The organism is Neochlamydia sp. AcF84, assembly GCF_011087585.1.
Taxonomy (GTDB): Bacteria; Chlamydiota; Chlamydiia; order Chlamydiales; family Parachlamydiaceae; genus Neochlamydia.
Genome location: NZ_VJOT01000082.1, coordinates 16318 through 40707 on the forward strand (window position 1 = coordinate 16318; position 24390 = coordinate 40707).

A 24390-nucleotide genomic window follows, 5' to 3' on the forward strand; every position below is an offset into this window, starting at 1 on the left:
ATAAGCTTTCTTTTTTCCCCTAGTTTTTATTTTTTAGCTCCTTCGTTGTGCAGTAAAAAGCTACTGAACATGTATTTCTACAGGCCTCTTTACTTTTGTAATTAACTATCCCGGTAGATTAAAAAACATTCTTCATTTTCATTAACTTTCCTTAAGAGGATTTTGAGAAATACCAAGGCCAAATTTTTTACTGCTAGTTAATTTAATAAAGAAAAATTTAAAGTTCAGCAAAAAAATATGCTCTTTTCTTCTTATGGCTCAGGTCATTAAAAAATTAATTTAAAACAATCTATGTAAATACAAGTTTAACAATTTGATAATCAAGCTTGTATAATTTTTTTAGATTAATGGCCTGGACGTACAAAAGCTTTTGCCCCTGCAAGAGCATATTCTTTAGCTTCTTTGTCTCCTGGATTGGCACAAACTCCTATATTCATTCCCAAAGGACATCCTAAATTTGCCTCAGGAATTACATCAAGATTGCCTGAATCTATATATAGCTGATGTCCTATCTCTTTAGCCATAGCCCTTATTTTAGGCTCATTCACCTCTGCCTCTAATGAAGGATAATCTTCTAATGCATGAGTAAGTTGTAGTAATTTGTCTACCTCCAGATTAGCTAAGCCCGTACGATCCTTGCCACTTCGACATCCAAAGTGTACCCCATCGCTTACTAAGCTAGTTAGCATAAGTACCCGAGAGGCTAGAGCATAATAATTATTACCAAAAGCTTCTAATTTTTTACCTTCAGGGATATTTAATATAAATTCTACATCTTTCAAAAGTTTTTGTAAGATTTTAACTTTCATTATTTTTGCTTTTAAATTAGGAGAAGTATTATTCTCCTTCATTTCTTTTTTCACAGCTCGTTCATATTCTAAGACTTTTTGCGCTAGGTGTTTTATAGCTATTTGATTGGCCTCCCGTTCTAGCGCATAAGCCTGCGTTGACCATTCTAAAGATTTAAAATAAAGGTCATTGCAGGGTATGTTCATATAGGTAATTTGAAATTGAAAATTTTGGCCTTCTACGACTAAAGATTTTCCATGCCAATACTCGTAAGCCCCTTTTGCTTCTTTTAGAAGCATGGCTTCATTATCTGCGTTAGCCAATTTTCCAAAATAGTTAGCCCAATCTAATACTGATGAGGGAGATAATAAAGTGACGGCTACAAAATCTAATTTTATAGGAGTTTCATCGCTTGCTTGCCCAGAATGTTTTTTTAAATATTCTAACGCATGTTCTTCTAGTATTTTTTTTATAATTTGCCTATTAATTTGCTCGCGAATTTCTTTGTTTGTCTGGTCAAACTCCACCGGAATAGCCGAACGAGTCACATTGTCCATTTTGATCGCTCTCATGCCCGAGGTAGGAGAGGATAGATAAGGAAGGTAGGTTGTTCTAAAGAAGTTAGGGACAGCAGGGTTTTGAGTATCTTGGCGATTGCGCGGGGCCGCTGAGCTATAAGGTTCCCCCACAGCTGTTAGCTGCACTTGAGCTGAGCCGAGCTCCTCCTTACTAAAATTGATTGTTTTATCGTACATTTCTCTCCACCAATGGTTAAAATGTACCACCCCTTGAAAATAGGCGTTTTGATAAATTTTAAAGCATTCGTCCGTTAAAGAAAGGAGATCTTTATTATGCAAAGGCCATTTTTCAGCAGCCTGCCTACATGCATTCTGTAACGCATTCATTATCTCGTTTTCATATTCTTTCGCAAGCCTTTTTCCTTTCCCCACAATAGGATCATTCGGTTTAATGAATTGCTCGATGTTATCGCTGTTAATGCCTAATTTTTCGTGGATTAAAAGAGCTTTTTGTCGTATCTGCTCATTAAAATTTAAGATTAATTCAGAAAGAAAAGCAGGAGGAATTTCAGAGTTAAGTATTTCCTGTATCCGTTTTGCAAGATCATCTGCGGCATGATTGCCTGCTGTCAGAACCTGTTGAATATAGGTATCAATATTTTCCCTTTTATAACGCGAGGGGAATTTACCAGCAAAATTTATTCCTTCATCTTCTGTTTTTTCTTTAACCGCAATTAAAGTCCATTCTGCCATTTCTCCGGAATCTGTCACTTGAGAGATATGATCAGGAGAAATATTACCCGCTGAATGTATAGACCTACTAAGATTTATAGATCTATCTAAAGAAGGAAGCGTCTGAGCAAATTTGACGAATTCAATTTGCTCTAGCAAATGGTCTCTTTGTACTATAATTTCTGCTAACTTACGCTCTAGCGCTTCTAATTCTTGTTTTAAAGGTAGTTCATCATTTAAAGTCTGATATTTACTTTTTAAATCCTTATATTTTAACTTCAGCTGCTCAATTTGAGCTACATGTTCTCCTATCGACGCTTGGGCCTGTGATAATTTACTTCTAAGACCCTCACGTGCTTGATGCTCTTCTTTTAAAAATTCGCTCATAAAGCTTTCCTGGCTGGCAAGCTTTTTTCTTAGATCCATGGCTTCTTGCTTATTTAGCTCTAGCTCATCAATCCTCTGCTGTAACTTCAGGTTTTGTTGCTCACGAGCTTTCAAATGACTTGTAAGATTCATTATTTGATGCTTTAGCTCGCTATTTTCTATTTGCGTACTTTCTACCGTTTTTTGAGCATTTGCTAAGCTTTCATGAGCCAGTTGCGAAGCTCTAGTTGCTGCTTCAAGGACGGTTTCTTTGCGCTGCAAGCTCTCTTGCGTATGCTGCAACTGCTGAATCAGATCATTTTTTTCTTTTTCAGCGTTCTCTAAATTTTGTCGTATAGAATTTGCTTTTCTTTCCAATTCTTCCACTAATTTTTGTTGTCGATGCAAATCCTGATTTAATTTCTCCAAGTCTTCCGTTGAACCAATGCTAGGATGTTGTTGAGCAAATGTTTGCTGTTGAGCTAGAGCTTTTCTTGCCTCTGCCAAATTGGCATAGGCTTGTTGCAATTCCTCTTGCGAAGTTTGATAGATATTTGCGGCACCTGTAAGTTCATTATTTTTATTCTCTATCAAAAGTTGAAGCTTCTCTTTCTCGCTAATAAGATTTTCATTTTTTCTTCTAATCTTTTCAATTTTTTTACTTAGCTTTCTATTTTCATCTTTTGCTGCAGCTAGTTGATTGTCTAATTTTTCTATTGTTTGCTCGTGACTTCTAATTACTATATTTTGTTGCTGAATAAGAGCTTCTTTATTCTTTAAAGCCCCTTCAAGTTGGGCAATTTTACTCTTAAAAAGCTCTTCTGTCCTGCTTATTGTATCCAACGTGGAAGTAATATAAGAGTCCGATGAGGTAGGCAATTTTTGCTCGCGCTTAACTTCATGATTTTTATGGCAAAAGTCATGGATACCAAGAATAATATTTCCTACAATAGGCACGAAGTCTAGTAAACCTCTTGTTCCGTGCCCCCAGCTATCTGAAGAAATAACCTGGATATCGCGCTCACTTAATGGAGCGTTAGACCCATTTTTTTTTGTCGAAAACTTTTCAAATAAGAGGATAGCAAAGTGAGCAATCGCTGATCCTATGCTTACAATAGGAATATAATCAAAAAATTTATGAATATTGGATACAGGAGAATTAGGGGTAGAACCATGCAGCATATTATCTCCTCTTTTTTATTTAATAATTATTATATTTTATATTAAAAAAATAAATAAAGCTAAATTTTAACAAATCAATTTAAATTATTTTATAAAACAAAATTTAACATGGATTTTATTACAAAAACAAACCAGCAAAATATTTTTCTTCCTAATTTAGTGGATAATGTATTTCTCTTCAATGATTTTTATATTTTCCTTCTTAGCCTCTTTATTTTTTTAATCTAATCAAGAGACATTAGTTAAAGTATCCTTTAAAAGCAGCTAGCTGGATTTAATAATTTATAAATTATTATACTACGCTTTAAAAAATTTAGCCTGCATACCCAACCTTCTGAAAGATCCGCCTATGCTTAACAAAAGGGGCTTTATAAAGTACGTGAGTGCATAAAGAGTAGATGAAAAACGTATAATTTGCAAAAAAACTATAATAGTTAAATATAAGATTATAATGAAAAATTAATAAATATGTGATTAATTAAGCCCAAACCGCTAGAAAAAAGCTAGCTTTTTGGTTGAGTAATTAAGTGAAAGAGTTTGATGAGGGTAGGCAAGCTGATTTGAGCTAATCGCGATAAAGAATTGATAGAAAGATAGGTTCTGGCTTTCTAACTTCCCCCCAGGTTGCTTTAAAGCATCTTATTAAGAAAAAGTTTGATAGGGTAGATCGATTTAAATTTTACAGGTAGAAAATATTATGCACCTCTTAATAAAGAGAAAACTTTTCATTTTATGGTTATTAACCTAGCAATTAGGATTGCAAAAAAAATTGTAGTGAGTTATCTTCCCTTATTATTATCACTTTTATTCACAGCTTTTATGATTTTACAGCTTGCCTACTATGGAGATCCTATTCTTCGTAAAAAAACGGAGACCATTAAAGAAATTAATTCTGATTTACGCCAGCTTGCAGCCAATATGTTAGATACGATGTATGCAGAAAAAGGCATTGGGTTGGCAGGCCCTCAAGTCCGCCAATCTATTGCTATATTTGTTACCTGCGTCCCTACTTATATCAATGATGAGACTAGCCTTCCTGGAGTGGAAAGAATTTTTATTAATCCTAAAATTCTTTCCTATAGCGAAGAGAGCGACACATTACCAGAGGGCTGTCTTTCTATTCCTAAAGTTTCAGGGTTAGTTACGCGCCCTCTAAAAATTGTGGTACAAGCGATGGATTTAGATGCCAAAACATTTACCGAAGAATTTGTAGGTTATGAAGCTCGCTGCATTTTACACGAAAATGATCATCTCAATGGAAAATTATTTATTGATCGCATGGCAAGCCGAACAGACCGTCAGAATATAGAATCTAAACTTCGAGAAATTAAAAGGAAATATTCTTTTAAAAGCTAAATTTTATATATTTTAGCTGGCTTTCAAAAGCCTGTACTTTTATAAAATTGCTCCGCCTCCAAGGCGCTATCATAAATTCTACAAGGTTGTTCATAAGAGAAAGCTAAAAAACTGCTCCCTTTTCTCCTATTAAAACTTTGCAAAAAGGCAAAATTTAGCTCTTTATCGAATAAGCAATTTTTATAAAAGCTAAGACCTCCTTTTTCTCTAAAACACCTATAGAGGTAGTTTTTTGAAGTGTGTCCTTTGCAAAAATTGTTAAAACTGATCAAGGCAGGAGTAAAAATGTTTTCCCCAGACACTATACGTGACGGAATGGATACAACCCATCGTCCTGCCTTGCTGAATAACAAACCTCTTTTTCAAACTCAGCTAAATTTTAAAATTTTATCACTCACTCCTCTTATAGGCAAATTTGTTACCAAATATATCCTCAAGACCCTTGACAAAGAACTTCGAGAAGTAAATGTAAATAATAATTTACGTAGAAATTCTCTTTATAATATACGGCTTTATTACAGTAAGATTGAACAATATCATGATTCTAGCCTGGTGTCGAATCTAGCAAGCTTAGTAGCAATTATCGCTCTGGTCACTTTAGTCGCCTCCAAAATTATTTTCATCGCAGCGACTTGCCTAGTGGCAGGAGCAGTTTTCGGTGTCCTTATGGCTGCCCCCTTGCGGCAGATTAAATGGATTGATCAGTCGATAAAGCAGATTAATCAAGAGATATGAAAGCATGCATAAAGTTTATAAACTTTATGCATGAAGCTTTTTATATTAATGAGCTTCGGTGTTTTCTAGGGTAAATGGCACGCTTGGCACCTGCTTGGCACGGCCTATGGCATTAGTCCATAAAGAGAGAATAATACAAGCAGCAAAAAAGATTACGGCTAGCCAAGCAGTAAATTTTTTCAAAACGTCAGCGGTAGATGTTCCAAATAATGATTCGCTTGCTTCCCCCCCAAAAGAGGCTCCTAGCCCTGAGCTTTTGCTTTCTTGGATCAAAATGACAAAGCACAATAAAGCACATAGCATCATGAAAAAAACCATAGTGGTGTAATATAAAAATGTCATTTAATCATCCCTTCTTCATAAATAGAGTTATAACAATTAATAATTTGAGCAAAATCTTTTGCTGAAAGAGAAGCTCCCCCTACCAGTAAACCATCAACATCGGGCTGCTCTAAAAATTTTTTTGCATTTTCTGGTTTCACCGCTCCCCCGTACTGAATAATAATCTGCTCAGCAGCTTTTTCACCCCAGCCTTCTTTTATTAACTGGCGGCAAAATGCTTGCGCTTCTTGGGCAGTTTCAACTCCTGCGGGTTGAGGCATACCTATAGCCCATATAGGCTCGTAGGCTATAATAATATGTTTGAGCTGTTCTGCTGAAATATCCGTCAGCCCCTCTTTGAGCTGTCTAGCCAGCACTTCATGAGTCTGTTGCGCCTCTCTCTCTTTTTTTGATTCACCCACGCAAAAAATTACTTGTAAATTATCCTGTAAAGCCCTTTTAACCTTTTTATTGATAAGGACATCTGTTTCATGGAAAAGGCGCCGCCGCTCGGAGTGACCTACGATCACAAATTCGGCCCCTGCATCTTTTAGCATTTTCCCGGCAATTTCCCCGGTAAAAGCCCCTTCAGATGCATCATTTATGTTTTGGGCTCCCACGACTAAAACAGTATCTTTTGCTGCTTCTGAAGTTGCTTTAATAGCAGTAAAAGGTACCGCTAAATAAATTTGGGCTTGAGGGGTATTAAGTAGTGACACTAGCTCTTGAATAAAAGCTATAGCCTCCTCAATTGTTTTATACATTTTCCAATTGCCAGCAATGACTACTGGACGGCTTGCGGACGTCATGAATTTCCTTTTTTTAAAAGTGATATTATCATTTTTTCTACCTAAAAAGCAAGCCATGCCTACGAATGTTTTGCTTCATCTTAAGAGGAATAGTATAAGGCACACAATTTAAGGAAAATGAATAATCATATACTTTATTCTACCACCAATCTTTTTAACTTAATGAGGTTTATTAAGTTTCTTTTTTGCTCTTGAATGCACTTTTCTTTTTCTAGCATACACAACATTTTATAGCCAAACCACGAAGGGAGAGATAAAATTACCTAGCCTCTCTTTTCTCTTAAATACAAACTTCTTTATACTCTATATTACCTTAAGAAAAAATAGGATATAAATTTCATTTCCATGAATCTCCCCACCTCAGAACCAGTAGTTTTATCTGTCACCCAATTGACTCAGGCAATCAAACTGTCTTTAGAAGGCACTTTCCCCAATGTATGGTTACAAGGAGAAATTAGCAACTGTAAACCTCATTCTTCTGGGCATATATATTTCTCTCTTAAGGATGCCCATGCGCAGATCAACGCTATCATCTGGCGGCAAGAAGCTGCTTTATTGCGATCCCCTCCCAAAGACGGTATGCAAGTTTTAGTTAGGGGGGCAATTAATGTCTATCCTACACGAGGAAATTATCAGATTGTGATCTATGAGATGAAGCCAGTAGGCCTGGGAGAGTTATTGATAAAGCTAGAAGAACTAAAACAAAAAATTCATCGCTTTGGATGGTTTAAAAAAGAGCATAAAAAGTCCCTTCCTTGCATGCCTAATCGTATAGGTATAATTACTAGTCCTACAGGAGCAGCTATTCAAGATATTCTAAACATTTTAACAAGACGTTCGGGAGGGCTTAACCTTCTTATTAATCCGGTGCGAGTTCAAGGCGAAGAAGCAGCACAGGAAATCGCCCAAGCGATCCATTTTTTTAATGAGCATAATTTAGTAGATGTAATAATTGTAGGCCGAGGAGGGGGAAGTATTGAAGATTTGTGGTGCTTTAACCAAGAAATTGTAGCGGAAGCAATTTTTTATAGCCAAATCCCCATTATTTCTGCAGTAGGACACGAGACAGATCATTGCATTGCCGATTATGTTGCTGATGTTCGCGCTCCTACGCCTTCTGCAGCTGCAGAAATCGTCATTGCTGATAAACTTGAGCAACTTAAACACTTAGAACAAATAAAAAAAAGGCTTACGCAAAACATTTCTCACAAAGTGCTTCAATCCAGGCAACACTTAAGCGCATTTCTTAAGCAGCCGATGCTTTCTTCGCCTTATTATCTGTTAGGACCGTGGATCCAAAGGCTGGATGATAACCGTCAGCAGCTCGATTATTTAATCAAGCAAAAAATTTTTAGTCTTCGCCTTATCTTAGAAGCTTCTAATAAAAGGCTGCAAACTCTCAAACCTTCATCTCAAATTGTATACTTGCAAGAGAAAATAAAATATTGGGATAAAAATATTTACCATCAAATAAGGCATATTATAGATTCCAAAAAAGAGCAATTAGAAAGTATTTCAGTAGCTTTGCACCTAATCAATCCTAAAAACCTTTTAACCAAAGGTTATTCTATTCTCTTTTCTGAAAAGGATGATTCAGTTATAACTTCCGTAACTAACATCCATAAGAATCAAGACCTTCGGATATATTTATCAGATGGGGAAGTTCTTTCAACTGTAAAGGAAATTAAAGCCAGTGAATGAAAAAGACCTTAGCTTTGAAGCCGCTTTTGTACGGCTGGAAGAAATTTTAGAGAAAATGAATTCAGGGGCAATTAGCTTAGATGAATCATTAAAGCTATATGAAGAAGCCGATAGGCTTATTTCTAGCTGCCAAAAGAGGCTATTAGAAGCAGAGCGTAAAATTGAAATATTAGTGAAAAATCGTAATGGTGAGGTAGTATTAGATCCAGATAAAAAGCCACTCACGCAAGAATTTAATTCATAGTAAGGAAAGAAACAATAAAATGAGCACGACTATCCTGGAGACAATTCAATCCCCCGAAGACATAAAACCGCTTCCTTTAGCCGCCTTAAACACGCTTGCAGATGAGATCAGACGGCGTATTATTGAGGTCATGTCAATTAATGGAGGGCATCTTGCTTCCAATTTAGGAGCTATTGAACTAACTCTTGCCTTACATAAAGCATTTTCTTCCCCTGTGGACAAATTTTTATGGGATGTAAGCCACCAGACCTACACGCACAAAATTTTAACGGGACGCAATCAACTATTTCCCACCATCCGCCAGTACAAAGGATTGTGCGGCTTTAGCCATCCTAAAGAATCCCCCCATGATCACTTTTATGCAGGACATGCTGGTACCGCGCTATCCTTAGGTTTGGGGCTGGCAAAAAACCGCGATCTAACCAAGCGTTCTGAGTATATCCTCCCTATTATTGGCGACGCTACCCTTACCTGCGGCTTATCTTTAGAAGCATTAAATAATATTCCTCGAGATTTAAAACGTTTTATTGTGATCTTAAATGACAATGAAATGTCCATCTCTAAAAATGTAGGCGCTATTACGCGAATTTTAAGTCGTTTACTTAGCAACCCAACTACCGATAAGATTTATCAAGAGCTAGATACTCTGGTTTCAAAAATCCCTAGCTATGGACCTTTTTTGGCCAAACAGAGCCATAAAATTACTGAATCAATGAAAAATTTAGTAAGCCCTGCGGCTTTCTTTGAGCATTACGGACTTTCTTATATCGGTCCCATTGATGGCCATGATATCAAAAAAATGGTAGAAGTTTTTGAAGAAATTAAAGATGCAAAATGGCCTGTCCTTCTCCATATATTAACTAATAAAGGGCAAGGCATGGAAGAAGCCGTTAAAAATCCCATTTCTTATCATGGAGCTCGGCCCTTCAACCCAGGCACAGGTAAATTTTTACCAGCATTAACCGCCAAACTTACTTTTCCAAAAATTTTTGGAAGCCATCTTTTAAAGATGGCTGAAAACGATCCGAGTGTAGTGGCCGTCACACCTGCTATGTCTGCAGGTTCATGTTTAGAAGACTTTATGAAGAAATTTCCTGAGCGTTGTCATGATGTCGGAATTGCCGAATCTCATGCAATTACTTATTGTGGAGGCTTAGCATATGGTCGTAAAATGAAGGTATTTGCCTCTATTTATGCGACCTTTCTTCAAAGAGCTTTAGATAATGTCTTTCACGATGTATGTCTACAAGAGCTCCCTGTCATCTTTGCCGTAGATAGAAGTGGAATTTCAGGCCCCGACGGCGCTACTCATCATGGAATTTATGATCTTTCATTTTTAAATGCTATGCCCAATATGATCATCAGTCAGCCTCGTGATGGCCATATGTTACGCGAGCTGATGGAATCAGCACCTATATGGGGCCATCCAGCTGCGATACGTTATCCTAATATGGTTACAGAAGATAGGGAAGAACCTTTAAATTACCGCTTTCCCGGGAAAGGAGAAATTCTAGCGGAAGGTGAAGATATTTTAATTATTTCTTTAGGACATATGAATACTATAGCCTTTCAAGTACGTGAGATTCTCCAACAGCAAGGCTATCATCCTACTATTATGGACCCTATTTTTGTAAAACCTTTAGATGCAGATCTTATTTGTAAATTGCTGATGTCTCATCAAAAAATTGTCACTTTAGAAGAACATTCTGTCGCTTCGGGAATGGGTAATGTTATCAATCATTTTTTACTTTCTAATGGCTATACAAATATTCAAGTATTAAATTTCGGTATCCCAGAAATTTTTCTTGATCAAGGGAGCCATGCAGATATTATCCAGGAAATTGGTTTAACCGCACCCCAAATTGCTCAACGTATTCTCTTACATTTTTCCTTGCAAACAACTCAGAAAGCTCACGCTTAAGGTATAGACATGCATATTGCGCTTTTTCCTAATATGATAAAAAAAACATCAGGGGAAATTGCGCAGCAAATTGCTGCTTTTCTTAAAAAAAGAAACGCGTGTGTTTATGCGGAAGATGAGATAGCTGATGAGGTTGATGCAGCCCGCCTATCAAGTATTTCGCCTGAAAAGATTGATTATATTATTTCTTTAGGCGGTGATGGAACTATTCTTCGTGTGATTCAACGTCATCCCGAACTAACAGCACCTCTAATGGCCATCAATTTTGGTGGCTTAGGATTTATGGCCGACATACCTATTCAGGAAACTTATCAAAGTCTTGAAAACCTTTTAGCAAATAAAATGGTTATAAGTGAACGCATGATGATGGCTGGGAGAACAGAGGATAATCGAACATGCTATGCTGTGAATGACATTATTTTCCACCGGGCTGAAAATCTTTCCCTTATCGAAATTTCAATTTTTGTCGATGACATTTATTTAAATACTTACTGCGCCGATGGAATTATTGTGGCAACACCTAGTGGTTCTACAGCTTACTCGATGGCCGCAGGAGGCCCTATTTTAGCTCCTAACTTAAGAGCTTTTGTCATTACTCCTATCTGTCCTCACACTACTTCCAATCGCCCTATTGTCCTTCTACCCTCGCATCAAATCCGTATTGAATACATAAGCAAACTCAAACCCATTGAAGTTACTTATGATGGATTTTCTAGCTTCCGAATGAAAACTGGGGAAAAATTTTATTTAAGTTGTGCTAAAAAAAAGTTTCGCTTGGTTAACCTGCTCCATCATGATTTTTACTCTACACTGCGTTCTAAGCTGGGTTGGTCAGGAAAATTGAAGACAGATGAAATATGAATACTCTTAGAAAACCCTCCAATTTCTTCATTATTTTCCTTCTTTTATAATTTTTTAATACTTCTATATTTACTCTTCAAGCATAATAGCAATCAAGAAACTGTCTTTTTTAAGGCACTATTTTTGAATCTTAACAAGGCATCTATTAAAATTAGTTTCAAGCTAAAAAAAATTTAAGCATTTGTTTTTAAGAAGATTATGAAAATTTTATCCCCAAAAATTGATGAAACTAAAGATTCTAGTGGAAAGTTTATTAGCTAATGCGTATCTAAAAAGGGTAAATCCTTTTTTTTCGAAGTATACAAATTGTAGTACGGAAAGGAATGAGACAAAAAAAATTACCTAATCAATAATGATGGTGCAAAGTAAATTAAATTTAAACCCAAGGAGTTAGTATGAAACAAGCTATAAAATTCTTTTCATCAATGGCCTTATTTGTAAGTGTAGTTGCATTAACGAGCTGCTGTGGAAATCGTGCTGGCTATGAGACATGTGCAAAACCTTGCTCTCCACAGCCCTACTATACCAAGCCTTATGTTAAAAATGCTCCTAGACCATGTGCTCCAGCACCAGTCTGTGACCCTGTTTGCTATTAAGAAATTAAGTAAAAAACTAAGCATTTTCTTAAATTGCGATTAATGACTATTGAAACAAAATAGAAGGAAAAAAATGAAAAGAATCTTTAACTTATTATCTTTAGCAATAGTGGCCACAGCATTAACTGGCTGTGGTTGCGGCTGGTGGTCTAACAGCGAGACTGACACTTCATGTGCTCCAAGAATCTGTGAGCCTCGTCAAGCACCTTCCCCCTATATTTGGGAGAATACTACCAATAGTGATACAACCTATTATTAGTTATGATTCCGGCAGCTGTAAGGCTGTCGGGACCTAATGGGTGTCACAATAATTGCCCCTTTTCATGGCTTAGGCCTTAACTTAAGCTAAAAAAAAGGGCGATTAAACTAAACGACATATAAATATGTTAAATGCAGAGATAAACAAGGAAAAGCAGAATCGAAGGGATCTCAATATATTTTGAGCCAGTCGAAGCCATCATTAGATTAAGGTTTGAGATTAAATGATAAGCTCTTAGATCCATGATAACTTATCGCTAAAATTCACGAACACGCTCTCTACAATAAAAAATAGTGAAGGTTTTGTTCAATCGTGTTATATACATCTACTGCAGAAACGAGATTAGACCAACATTTAAGTTATTTAATCTACTATGACCAAAAACAAACGAAAGGAGTCATCAATGAAGAAACAACTAGGAATAATAGCCTCGTTGCTTTTTTTGTGCACTACCGCACTCATGTGGGTAGGTTGCGCTGATAACAGAACCAGCAATTCAGCCCCTGTTTATGAACAGCCAGCACCAATTTATCAAACAAACCAAGCATCTGAGGGAGTAACTTCGACTTCACCAGTTGCTGCAGCAAAAGCATTTTTCGCATCAAAATTCTCTAGCAAGCAAGCTAGTTCTGATGTTCAATGTGAGCCAGAGTGCAAATCTCCAGCTCGTTGCAAGCATCCTTCTGGAAGTGAACTTGTCTGTAAAGACGGTCTGATTGTGACTGCTCATAACCCAAGAATATGCATGCTAAATGATCAATATCCTTTGGAATTTGATGTTAAAGCTTGCGATGATCTTTGTGAAGCAAATGTAACAACTACATTACCAGATGGCGTTACCTACATTAGAAGCCAGCCTGAAGGACGCGTTGAAGGACGTAAAATATCATGGAATTTTGGTTCTATGAGTAAAGGCGAATGCCGCCCAGCAAAAATATGGTTAAAGTGTGATATCGAAGGTGAACTTTGCGCCTGCTTCTGTGCTACAGCAGTACCTGTTCGTTTTTGTTCCATCCTTTGTGCTAAACCAGTTCTTACTTGCAAAAAATCTGGACCCGAGCAAGTAGCTCCAGGCGAGCCTGTTGAATACGCCATTACTGTAACAAACCATGGAAGCTGCACAGCAGAAGATGTGGTGGTCACAGATAACCTCCCAGAAGGTGTAGAGCATGTAAGCTGCCAAAAAACTTTAGTTTATAAGCTTGGCTCTTTAGAACCTTGCCAATCTAAAACTGTTAACATCTGCACTACAGCTGTTAAACGTGGCAAGTTCACCAATACTGCCGTTGTGACTGCCTGCAATGCTGATTCGGTATCTTGCGAATCAACAGTATGCATTTCTTGCTGTCAAATGGAGTGCACAAAAGTAGGACCAAAAGAGCAGCAAATCGGCAAAAACGCTGATTACCAAATTATAGTCATGAATACAGGTGACCTACCTTTGACAGATGTGGTAATCGTTGACCATGCGCCTCCTTCAACATCGATTGTAACTGCTAATGGAGCAACAATTAGCGGTAATACAGCGACATGGAGATTAAGAGAAATGAAACCAGGTGAAAAAGTATCTTTCAATACTACACTCACCACCTGCGTAGCGGGCTGCTTTACTAATAAGGTAGATGTTACAAACTGTCAGAATTGCAATGGTCATTGTGAATCGATGACTCATTGGAAAGGACGCCCTGCCTTAAACGTGTCAGTAGCTCAGACAGAGAATCCTATCTGCATTGATGACTCTACAGCTTACAATATTGTAGTTGTGAACCAAGGTTCAGAACCTGACAGTAATGTACAAGTTGTAGTTACCTTCCCAGAGGAAGTTCAAGCAATAGGAGTATCTGGTGATGCTTCAGGCCAAATTTCTGGTAATACAGTTAAGTTTGCATCTGTTAAAAATGTAGCAGCTAGACAAACACTAAGATATCGTGTGGATGCCAAAGCTAAAAAATCTGGCGATGCACGCGTTAAATTTGAAGTTTCTTCAGATGCAATCAAGACACCTATCGTTCAACAAGAAAGCACGATAGTGAACTAATAAAGTAGTCATTAGGCTCTTTATATAAAGGCTGGCTCTTCAAAAGCCAGCCTTTTTTATTTTTATTCCTTGAAGATTTATGTGCTTTAAAAAAATAATTGCCAGCGTAAAAAAGGAATTAGCCTTTATATGGTATCGCTTTATTTAATGTGCTTTAAGCTTTTCAAAAATTCGATTTCCTAAGAAGCTGCCTAAGAGCATAGCATTGTTCTTTTAAGCTTCTTTTTATCCCAACCTTTACAAGTTAAAGAAAGGTATGTTAATTTTCTTATGCATATGTCAGAGCTAAAAGATGGAGTTAACCTTAAAATTTTTATAGGATGTTTAATCACTTCTGAATTGCGCATGCATCTTAATCAAAGCTTATTATGGAAACAAAACAAGATAGTGCCAGCGCTAAATAGTGCTTTACGAGAAATACATTTTAAGGATAAAGATTATATAGGCATTTATTCAACTACAGATAAAATTTCCTTAATGGATTTAAAGAAAATAGAAAAAGAAATTTTACAATTACTGGCCACCTACTGCCCTCTATTGCTGACAGAAAAAATCCAAACACTTATATTTTCGCAAGTTTTTATCTCGTAAAAGATCATCACGGGGACTCTATTGCATGGCGCACCTTATTCTTGCTTCACAGTCAACACGTCGTAAAGAAATACTAAGTTATTTCAATCTGCCTTTCAAGCAAGTTTCCCCATCCTTTGATGAACATAGTGTTATTTATAAACGTGACCCTATAAAATATGTTTCTTCAATAGCCGAAGGTAAAGCACAAGCGGTAAAAGAGATTTGCAAGCATGAGGCAATTTTAGCAGCAGATACAATTGTATACCGCTCAGGTAAAGTTTATCATAAGCCCCAAACTGAGCAAGAAGCTTTTAATATGCTCTTGAGCCTAGCAGGCAAATGGCATAGTGTTTTTACAGGAGTCGTGCTCTTATACAATGCGAATTTATACACGGGTTGGGAAGAAACCCGCGTTTTATTTAATCACCTAACAAAAGAAGATATCTACCGTTATCATCAAAAAATTCATTGGGCCGACAAAGCGGGTGGCTACGCAATACAAAGAGCGGGCAGCTTAATCGTAAATAAAATTGATGGGTGTTACTATAATGTAATGGGGCTTCCCCTTAACACCCTTCGCTCTTTGCTAAAAAACTGTGGAATAGACCTGTTGGATTATGTACCTTAAGATAAAAATTAAGTGGTTGTATGGCTTACTATGCTTTTTATTCCCTTACACCTCTATAATAGCAGATAATGATAAAGAACATACCGAGTATAACCACTCACATTTGTTGTTTCTTGTACGTATGGGGAATGTTTCTCAAGCTATAAAAGCTTATGAGTGTCACCACAAGCGAACTGGGAAGCATGATTTTGAGTTCCTTCAAGAAATGGCTCTTCTTTTATTAGACCAAGGTTATCGCTGTTCTGACTTTGACACCCGCCTGATGACTTTATTTGGAGCAGGCATTAGTCTTAATGAAAGATCCCTTTATATCTTGAAAGAAGGAATAAGCAGCGGCATCCCAGAACTACAACTTATTAGCCTTAATTTCCTTTCTCAGTATCAAAATGATCAAGCGGATGAAAATTTACAACGCGCCTTAAACACTAGGCATCCATTAATTCGTTTAGAAGCCGCCTATCTTTTAGCGCAAAAAAAATCTCCTCGTGCCTATGCCTATGCGGAAGCATTAATGTATCGTTGGGAAGGAATTCTGGAAGACTTATTTCCTGAATTCTTTGCGATGATTGGTACTCCCGAAGCCCTCCATATGCTATGCAAATTAATGAGTCATCCTCATGAAGAAGTACGTTTAGCTGCCATCATTAATGCCGCTAAATATGGCTGCGATGAACTTTTATATAAAATTCATACTCTTGCCACTCATCAAGAAAAAGCACAGCAAGAAGCCTCAGCATTTGCCTTAGGCCTACTTAAAGATGATACCTCAATTCCTGCGCTTAAAAATTTATCTTGCTCGAATGTATCCTATGTACAGCTTACTGCCTGGAAAGCTTTATATGATCTAGGCTGTAAAGAATACAAAATACTTATAGAAAATGCAGCTAAGCAAAAGGATATCTATGCCATTTTTTTGTTAGGTGAACTGCAGGAAAGCCAGGACTGTTTAGCCCTATTAGTTAATGACCCTAATATACAGGTAAGAGTTAATGCAGCAATGGCGCTGCTTTACCTTCAAGATCCACGTTGTTTAAAAGTCTTGCTACAAGATATTTTAATTACCAATCACCAAGACATGTGTTATTCCTCCGTATGTTCTCCAGGTAGAAGCCTTACGGCTTGGAGAGCAACTCCTTGCGCACACCAGCATTTTAAGGATAACCTCTATGCTTTTGAAAGATCGTTAAAGATGAGAGAATCAGCCCTAGCAAAAGCTCTTGACCTTCCGGAACAAGCTTTTTTACAGGTAGCTAAAATGCTATTCACTTGCCAGCAAAACGATCTTATCCCTAGTTTGACAGATTTACTTAAAAAATTAAATACTCCTGCCGCCATTGCTTTACTTAAAGGGCATCAACAGCAAATAGGCGCCCCGCTTATCCGTAATTACTGTAATCTAGCTCTCTACTCTTTGAAAGTAAAAGGCCCTTATAAGGAGAATCTCTATAGTTGGGTTGTCAACAGCAAGAAAAATGAGCTTCTTCAATTTCGCCCCTTTTTACCTAGCCAATTGCGTGATTCAAAAGATAATTACCACTTAACCCTTGAAGAGCATTCACAACTAGCGATCGCTTCCTTTGAAGCTCTTATACAAAATAAAGATGAACAAGCTGTTAATCTTTTATTAGAGGCTATGCAAGATGGAAATTCTATCAATAGGTACGCATTCGCAGGACTGCTCATGCGTGCTATTCATTAAAAGCTTTTTATCTTGCATAAAGCTTGAAGGATTAATCATTAGTGGTTTTTATTAGTTTAATGCTATTTTAAAATTGCACTGTATAAAATGTTTTATCTTTTGAAAAATTTACAATTTAATCGGAGGAGTTGGGAGCAGCAAAGGCTAGAAAAAGATAAACTGCTTTTTAGTCCTTTAACCAGGGAAATGAAGGCCTTGTAAACATACCTAGTATGACTATCGGCAAACCTTATAGGTAAGCTACAATGCCAATAAAGTTACCTTCTTCAAAAACTTCCTTCTTAAAAGCGCCCGTTCAACTTTTTTTCCAAAATAAAAGCTTGGCGGGGGAAAAGCCATCTATGTACCTAACTAATACAAGCATTTTTCTCTTAATTTAAAAGTTAAAGAAAAAGCCTATTGCACCGTCTAAGATAAATAGCTAAACTATTCCTTTATTTTCTTAGACCGGTAGATAGCATGAGCTTATCGCTAGATGTTAAATATTTTATTCCTCTTTTTCTTATTCTCACGATCGCTTCTCTTTTTAGCACTTCCATTGAAGAAATTAAAAGCCTGCATAGCAACGTAGAGAAAGAGATTAAAGTAGATCTACGCAGTCCCGTTTTCGTAGAGGGTGTATTATCTACTTCTGAAGGAGGTGTTATTACAGGCCCAAATCTACGTATTCAAGCCCGTCATATTATTTACACCCGCAAGGCTACAAAAGAAGGACTTATCTTTCAGGTGACAGCCAAAGGAGACGTAGCTTTAGACTGGGGAGAAAATTTTTTTATAGGAGAGTCTCTTGAGTACAATTTTTTGACTAAAACAGGGAAGATCTATGAGGCACGGTCTGCCGTCGAACCCTGGTATTTCGGAGGACGTGCGATCGAGCTCTATGCCGATGGTTCCTACCTTATCCATGAAGGCTTTGTCACCACTTCAGAAAATTACTATACTGATTGGCAAGTAACAACAGCCAAAGCGCGACTTCGCGAAAAGCACCTTTTTGATGCTAAAAACATTCAATTTCATTTTGTCCACTTTCCAATTTTGTGCCTTCCTTCATTTAAAGCTAACTTAAACGCCATGTTCGATAACCCTCTACGCTTTAATGTTACATGGCGCGGAGGACAGAATACTCGCCTTGAAATGCAGTATAAACTATTTTCTTGGGGAAGCCTTAAAAACTTTTTGCGGCTTGATTATAGAATTAAGAGGGGCTTAGGAGGGGGCTTCTATACCCTTTATCATTCAGAAAACAATCAAGAAAAACTCGAAATGATCAATTATATAGCAAGAGATTCATCGGTAGATCAACCAAGCCAACGCACGCGCTATAGATTCCAGGGTGCATATACTAAAATATGTGATAGAAAAGGAGTCAGTATCCATACAACTTGGGATAAACTTAGCGATATCGATATGGCTACAGACTATATGGATAAAAATTTAGATATTGAAACGGCAGGCAAAACCCAATTGCAAGTTAAATTTCAGCAGAGTGACGCTTGGAAAGCTAATTTTTTTGCTCGTATACGAGCCAATACTTTTCAAACGGTTAAGCAAGAATTACCCTCTTTGGAAATAAGCATTCGGCCTTTTTCTCTGGGTTCTACCGGAATAATATCAGAAAATTTTTGGCGCCTTTCTTATCTAGACTTTCAGTATGCTAAGCATTCCCAGCATGTTTATAATTTCAACTCTACGCGTGCGCAATTTTATCATAAATTATACCGCTCGTATCGAACCGGTCCTTTTACCACCACTCCTGAAGTTGGAGCTTCGGCGATCTATTATGGAAGCAATCCTCACGCACCTAACCATTGGGTGACCCTAGGAATGTTTTCTGTGGAAACAAATACTCAGCTTAGACGCCATTATTCTGGTTTCAAGCATGTCATCAAACCTTACGTAAAATATAAGTACTATACTAGACCGGGTATAAAACCCAATAAACATTACATTTTTGACATACAGGATGGATGGTACCAGTTGAATATGCTTACTTGGGGAGTCGATCACAGCTTTTATTATGCTCGCCAAGAAAAAGGCTTAGACCTCTGGATGCGATGGCAACTATTTGCTCATACTTTTATTAACACGCCTACCATTAAACGTGCGACTCCTAAAATTTACAGTCGTTTGACCTGGAATTTGCTTCCCACCTTGCGTCATACTTTTACTGCAGGCTGGGATATGCAACGCCATCAATGGGATCATTTCAATTTTCGCAACGAATGGACGATTAATCGCCAGGCGGCCTTATCTTTAGAATGGAGACATCGCGGATCTTTTGCTTGGCGTAAAGCTGATCAATGGAATTTCATTTTAGATTCTTTTCATTCGGAGAAAAAGTTAAAAGGCTCTCAACTTTCTGATAGAAGAGATACTTTGCTAATCCATCTATTTTATCGATGGCACCCCAACTGGGCGGTAGAATTTGAATCGCGGCATGGATGGAACCGTCGCCATGAACCCAATTACAGTGAATATGAAATCGACATTTTAGCTACTGTACAAAAAGCATGGAATATTAAGTTATCTTATCAAAGGAAAGAATATGATAAGAAAGATAACCGCATAGCCCTTTATTTTAATCTAGGTTTAAGTCGGCCCAGCCATACCCCTTATCCGCCTGCCGTGCCCCTATTAAATCTTTAAATTCTAAAGCCTTTCTGCTTTTAGGATTTTAAATCATCTGGTAAGATGTGTGGGCTTAAATTGAATATAGCTAGAGGCTTTTATGGAACTGCTCATTATTGGAACAGGATATGTAGGTTTGGTGTCAGGGACTTGCTTGGCTGAAATGGGTCATCATGTGACATGCCTTGATATCAATGAAAAAAAAATTCATCAGCTTAAACAAGGCTATATTCCTATTTACGAGCCTGGCTTAGAGGAAATGGTTAAAAGAAATGTGAAAGCGTCGCGTTTAAAATTTTCTACTAGCTACGCTGAAGCTCTAGCCAATAGCCAAGTGTGTTTTATCTGTGTAGATACTCCTCATCAGGAAAATGGCGAAGCTGATCTGCGTTTTGTCCATCATGTAGCCGCAGCCATTGCAGAACACATGACAGATTATCGAGTAATTGTTAACAAATCCACAGTGCCTGTAGGAACTGCTAATTTCGTCTCTAGCGTCATTGCTGCAGGCCTGCAAAGAAGGGGCCTGTCAATTGATTTTGATGTAGCCTCCAACCCTGAATTTTTAAAAGAAGGCTGTGCTATCCAGGACTTTATGAAGCCTGATAGAGTGATCATAGGAACTGATAAGGCGACGGTAGCTCAAATCATGCAAGAAATTTACAGTCCTTTCATGCTTAGTCATGAGCGTTTGATGATCATGGATATTGCTTCTGCTGAAATGACTAAATACGCTGCTAATGCTATGTTAGCTACGCGCATCTCTTTCATGAATGAATTAGCTGGCTTATGCGAACATTTAGGAGCAGATATAAATAAAGTGCGTAGAGGCATTGGAGCTGATAATCGTATTGGCTATAAATTTTTATATCCTGGCCCAGGTTATGGAGGCTCCTGCCTACCTAAAGATATTTCGGCATTACGCAAGCAAGCTGATCAAGTTAGCTATGACACACCGCTTATTGATGCAGTAGCCTATGTCAATGAACAGCAAAAACAGCTAATGGGATATAAAATTATTGAATATTTTGCTAAATATTCTGGCTTGGCTAATAAAACTATTGCTATTTTAGGATTATCTTTTAAGCCCGATACAGATGATATGCGAGAAGCTCCCTCCTTAGTCTTAATTCAACAATTATTGCAAGAACAAGCACACTTGCGCTTATTTGATCCCGTAGCTATGGAAAATGCTAAAAAAATCATCGCCCCTCATTCCGCTATCCTCTGGTGTAATGACGAAATAGAAGCCGCTAAGGGAGCAGATGCAATCGTGTTGATGACCGAATGGAAGCAGTTCCGCTTTTTGGATTTCGGCGCTCTCCTTAAACAGATGAAAGGCAGAGCTTTTTTTGATGGCCGCAATCAATATAATCCTTTAGAAGTAGTTAAGAAAGGATTGGATTACTTAAGTATAGGTCAAAAGCCGTATTACAGAGAAGAAGTGAAACATGCTTAAAAAGCTTTATTTATGAGACAGCGCATCGACAAGAAATTAAGCCAATGAATATGAAAAGCGTAGAACCCAACATCCCTGACTATTTTCACGATAGATGCAAAAGCATAGAAAAACGGCTTGCTGAACTAACTGCCGGAAAGAATAGGGCTTATTTCAATCTTTTAGAGGCTACTCGCTATTCTCTACTCGCTGGGGGCAAACGCATACGTCCTCTTCTTGTATTAGCTACTGCTACAGCTTTAGGAGGCTCAGAAGATTTAGCATTGGATCCAGCTTGTGCTTTGGAAATGATCCATACTTATTCTTTAATCCATGATGATCTACCCTGCATGGATAATGATGATTTTAGACGGGGTAAACCTTCGTTACATAAAGCTTTTACCGAAGGACATGCTGTTTTAACGGGTGATTATTTACTTACTTATGCTTTCGAGATCATTGCAAATGGAACCGGCCTTCAGGCTCATCAAAAAATAGAATTGGTAAATGTTATAGCCAAAAACGCCGGGGCCGAGGGAATGATTGGTGGGCAAATCATGGATATCGAGTCTCAAGAAAAGGCTATCGACCTTCATTTTCTACAAGAGGTTCATCGACGTAAAACAGGGGCTCTCATCACTGCCTGTATTGAATGTGGGGTTATCATAGCAAATGGCAGCCCAGCAGATCGGGAAATTTTAAAATCGTTTGGTCAAAAGATAGGCCTTGCTTTTCAAATCATTGATGATGTGTTAGATGTAACTTCTAACAAAAACTCAGACATAAAAAACCATAAAACTACCTACGCTACTTTATTGGGGCTCTCCAAAGCTCAAGCATTAGCCTTTGAATATGATCAGGCAGCTAGGGTGCTGCTGAAAAAGCTACCCTATGATACAGCCTTGCTCGTCTCTCTTGCAGATTTATTGGTTCATCGAAACTGCTGATAGATCATCGAGAAAAAAAGGTGCTAGGGTAAATAATTTGAATAAAAGAGCAACCTTTCCTAGCTCTAGTAGGCCAGCGATAAACTTAAGTCACTCAATCAACGATCAGAGAAAGATAAGAAGTTATATTTTTTGCCTCCTTTATTTTTTGTCACCCAGGTCTCTTAAGCATCTGATCTCTTCCCCTATTTAATAATGCCGTTTGAAAGACTCTCTCAATAAAACCAAAAAAGGAAGCGCCTTTCTGGCAGCTCCTTTCTTTTAAAAGAGATTCTTAGCAAGTACAAGTATATGATTGCTTAAAAAACTGCCTAACAGCGTATAATTGTCTAGCCGGATGCCAAGATTTTTTCAAAGGAATATACAAAAAGCGTTTAGGCCTTTTATAGGATTGTGCCATGAAAAGTGTCATTACCCCCAGAAATCGTAAAACTCTTACTTAAAGTGGGACGGAGGCAAAAAAAGTTTATTATTTTAAAAATGATTAATATCACCTAGCTTCATTTAAGTTTAAAAATTTTAACATTTTTTTAACATTACAAACAAATAGGCAAATGTTTATGAATAATTTTGCTATTTTTTTATTTGCCTAAAAATTACTTTGAATGCTATCTAAGAAGTCTAGTCGGTAGCATTACCTCTATACAGAAAATATTTGCATAAAGTTAAAAAATGGTTGGCAAGCAAAAAATTATGAATAATTCCCCTCAATGGATGCAAGAATCTACAGCTCTAAGATTCTCCCCTTCTCTGGGTTTAACGGTTAAACGTAATCCAACTAAGCGCTTGTTTGATATTATTTTTAGTCTTTGCGTGCTTATTATTACCTTTCCCGTATTGGCAATAGTCGCTATTTCTGTCTATTTTTCCTCGAAAGGTAAAATTATTTATGCTCAGGAGAGAATAGGCCGAGGTGGCAAACCTTTTCGCTGTTATAAATTTCGCACCATGTATCCTGATGCCGATGCAAGGCTGCATGAAATTCTAGAAAGCTCTTTGGAATTAAAAAGGGAATGGGCTAATGCTCATAAACTAAAAAATGATCCACGCGTTACCCCAATAGGCAAATTTCTTAGAAAGACTTCTCTTGATGAATTTCCTCAATTTGTAAATGTTTTAAAAGGAGATCTTAGTGTGGTAGGCCCTAGACCAGTCGTTCAGTACGAAGTGATTCGACATTTAGGATATAAGGCTACAAAAATCTTATCTGTACGTCCGGGCCTAACGGGTTTATGGCAAGTTTCAGGACGCAGTGATATTAGCTATGCTAATCGCATTAAACTCGATGAGCAATACATAGAATCTCAATCTTTACTGCTCGATATAAAAATTATTGCTAAAACTATTCCCATCGTATGCTTCCCAAGAGGAGCTTATTAATTTTTGGCATGCTTTTTAAATAGAGAATCAAAGATAGCGAGGAGAATACTAGGATTTATGGGAAAAGAGCCTATATGGTGAGTGTAACCCCAGAAAATAACCTCTTTTTTCAGGAAAAACTATACATCTCATCTAAGTAGCCTTTTAAAATTTTATAAATTTCTTATGCATTTAAGTAGAAAAAACTTATTTCTTACATTTTTCAGCGGCTTGTTACTTACCCTTGGCATGCCAGCTATAGCTCCTAGTATCCGGCTGATGTTTTTGGTGCCTTTCCTTATTGTTTCATTTTATCAAAAAACCTTCTCTGTCTGCCTCTGGTATGCATTTTTTTGTGGGTTGCTCCTCGACTTACTGTCAGTACAGCCTCCTTTCGGCTTCTATGCTAGTAACTATACTTTAGGAGCCGCGGTGATTTATCCTCAAAAACGCCATTTTTTTGCCGATCATCTAAGTACGCTACCCATTATGACCTTCCTTTTTTCCTTTACTATAACTTTCTTCCAAGTTATTTTTCTTTATATATTGGGAACACCCCTTTCTATAGGCATGCGATGGATAGTTTCCGACCTTTTTGTAATGCCTTTAGGCGATGCTCTTTTTGCTTTTCTATATTTTATTCTCCTTCCTTTAAGCTTACAAAAAAAATCCCGACCCAGGAGTATTTAA

Annotated in this window: 20 protein-coding genes; 17 read left to right on the forward strand and 3 right to left on the reverse strand. The window is 37.4% G+C overall.

Annotation, left to right across the window (positions count from 1 at the left end; genetic code table 11):
- Nucleotides 1-344: 344 nt before the first annotated feature.
- Nucleotides 345-3587 carry a hypothetical protein gene (locus NEOC84_RS09485; RefSeq protein WP_166158610.1) on the reverse strand — a complete coding sequence of 1081 codons (3243 nt, stop codon included), beginning with the start codon at nucleotides 3585-3587 and terminating at the stop codon, nucleotides 345-347.
- Between the two features lie 732 nt (nucleotides 3588-4319).
- Between NEOC84_RS09485 and def the strand changes: the two genes are divergently transcribed.
- On the forward strand, nucleotides 4320-4943 hold the full coding sequence (def, locus tag NEOC84_RS09490) for a peptide deformylase (RefSeq protein ID WP_242678255.1): 624 nt from the start codon (nucleotides 4320-4322) through the stop codon (nucleotides 4941-4943).
- 285 nt (nucleotides 4944-5228) lie between these two features.
- Entirely contained in the window at nucleotides 5229-5678 is a 450-nt protein-coding gene (locus tag NEOC84_RS09495) for a hypothetical protein (RefSeq protein WP_166158613.1), read from the forward strand.
- A 45-nt stretch (nucleotides 5679-5723) separates the two neighbouring features.
- Here NEOC84_RS09495 and secG read toward each other — a convergent pair whose 3' ends face one another.
- Complete coding sequence (gene secG / locus NEOC84_RS09500; protein WP_166158616.1) at nucleotides 5724-6020, reverse strand: preprotein translocase subunit SecG; 297 nt, start codon at nucleotides 6018-6020, stop codon at nucleotides 5724-5726.
- Entirely contained in the window at nucleotides 6017-6808 is a 792-nt protein-coding gene (gene tpiA / locus NEOC84_RS09505) for a triose-phosphate isomerase (RefSeq protein ID WP_166158619.1), read from the reverse strand. Before tpiA ends, secG begins: the two co-directional genes overlap by 4 nt.
- Before the next feature lie 345 nt (nucleotides 6809-7153).
- Between tpiA and xseA the strand changes: the two genes are divergently transcribed.
- From xseA to NEOC84_RS09580, 15 genes are all read left to right on the forward strand, one after another.
- The gene (gene xseA, locus NEOC84_RS09510) at nucleotides 7154-8509 is read left to right on the forward strand and encodes an exodeoxyribonuclease VII large subunit (RefSeq protein ID WP_166158622.1); all 1356 of its coding nucleotides are present in this window, start codon (nucleotides 7154-7156) and stop codon (nucleotides 8507-8509) included.
- The gene (locus NEOC84_RS09515; protein ID WP_166158625.1) at nucleotides 8502-8753 is read left to right on the forward strand and encodes an exodeoxyribonuclease VII small subunit; all 252 of its coding nucleotides are present in this window, start codon (nucleotides 8502-8504) and stop codon (nucleotides 8751-8753) included. Before xseA ends, NEOC84_RS09515 begins: the two co-directional genes overlap by 8 nt.
- Nucleotides 8754-8772: 19 nt before the next feature.
- On the forward strand, nucleotides 8773-10674 hold the full coding sequence (locus NEOC84_RS09520) for a 1-deoxy-D-xylulose-5-phosphate synthase (protein ID WP_166158628.1): 1902 nt from the start codon (nucleotides 8773-8775) through the stop codon (nucleotides 10672-10674).
- Between the two features lie 9 nt (nucleotides 10675-10683).
- A complete protein-coding gene (locus NEOC84_RS09525; protein ID WP_166158631.1) occupies nucleotides 10684-11535 on the forward strand; it encodes an NAD(+)/NADH kinase in 852 nt (283 codons plus the stop codon).
- 669 nt (nucleotides 11536-12204) lie between these two features.
- Nucleotides 12205-12390: a hypothetical protein gene (locus tag NEOC84_RS09530; RefSeq protein ID WP_166158633.1), complete on the forward strand. Its 186-nt coding sequence runs from the start codon at nucleotides 12205-12207 to the stop codon at nucleotides 12388-12390.
- Nucleotides 12391-12702: 312 nt separating this feature from the next.
- Complete coding sequence (locus tag NEOC84_RS09535; RefSeq protein WP_162180922.1) at nucleotides 12703-12870, forward strand: hypothetical protein; 168 nt, start codon at nucleotides 12703-12705, stop codon at nucleotides 12868-12870.
- A gap of 424 nt (nucleotides 12871-13294) precedes the next feature.
- Nucleotides 13295-14428 (forward strand): DUF11 domain-containing protein, encoded by a 1134-nt coding sequence (locus NEOC84_RS09540; protein WP_242678260.1) that lies wholly within the window; start codon nucleotides 13295-13297, stop codon nucleotides 14426-14428.
- A gap of 270 nt (nucleotides 14429-14698) precedes the next feature.
- The gene (locus NEOC84_RS09545) at nucleotides 14699-15019 is read left to right on the forward strand and encodes a hypothetical protein (protein ID WP_166158639.1); all 321 of its coding nucleotides are present in this window, start codon (nucleotides 14699-14701) and stop codon (nucleotides 15017-15019) included.
- A gap of 25 nt (nucleotides 15020-15044) precedes the next feature.
- Complete coding sequence (locus NEOC84_RS09550; protein WP_166158642.1) at nucleotides 15045-15629, forward strand: nucleoside triphosphate pyrophosphatase; 585 nt, start codon at nucleotides 15045-15047, stop codon at nucleotides 15627-15629.
- Nucleotides 15619-17328: a HEAT repeat domain-containing protein gene (locus NEOC84_RS09555; RefSeq protein WP_166158645.1), complete on the forward strand. Its 1710-nt coding sequence runs from the start codon at nucleotides 15619-15621 to the stop codon at nucleotides 17326-17328. The genes NEOC84_RS09550 and NEOC84_RS09555 overlap by 11 nt, the downstream gene beginning before the upstream one ends.
- A 459-nt stretch (nucleotides 17329-17787) precedes the next feature.
- Entirely contained in the window at nucleotides 17788-19974 is a 2187-nt protein-coding gene (locus tag NEOC84_RS09560; protein WP_166158648.1) for a hypothetical protein, read from the forward strand.
- A gap of 82 nt (nucleotides 19975-20056) precedes the next feature.
- Nucleotides 20057-21415, forward strand: coding sequence for a UDP-glucose/GDP-mannose dehydrogenase family protein (locus tag NEOC84_RS09565; RefSeq protein ID WP_166158651.1), 1359 nt, complete (start codon nucleotides 20057-20059; stop codon nucleotides 21413-21415).
- 50 nt (nucleotides 21416-21465) lie between these two features.
- Complete coding sequence (locus tag NEOC84_RS09570) at nucleotides 21466-22341, forward strand: polyprenyl synthetase family protein (RefSeq protein ID WP_242678256.1); 876 nt, start codon at nucleotides 21466-21468, stop codon at nucleotides 22339-22341.
- A gap of 693 nt (nucleotides 22342-23034) precedes the next feature.
- On the forward strand, nucleotides 23035-23721 hold the full coding sequence (locus NEOC84_RS09575; RefSeq protein WP_242678257.1) for a sugar transferase: 687 nt from the start codon (nucleotides 23035-23037) through the stop codon (nucleotides 23719-23721).
- A gap of 411 nt (nucleotides 23722-24132) precedes the next feature.
- Complete coding sequence (locus NEOC84_RS09580; RefSeq protein WP_166158657.1) at nucleotides 24133-24390, forward strand: hypothetical protein; 258 nt, start codon at nucleotides 24133-24135, stop codon at nucleotides 24388-24390.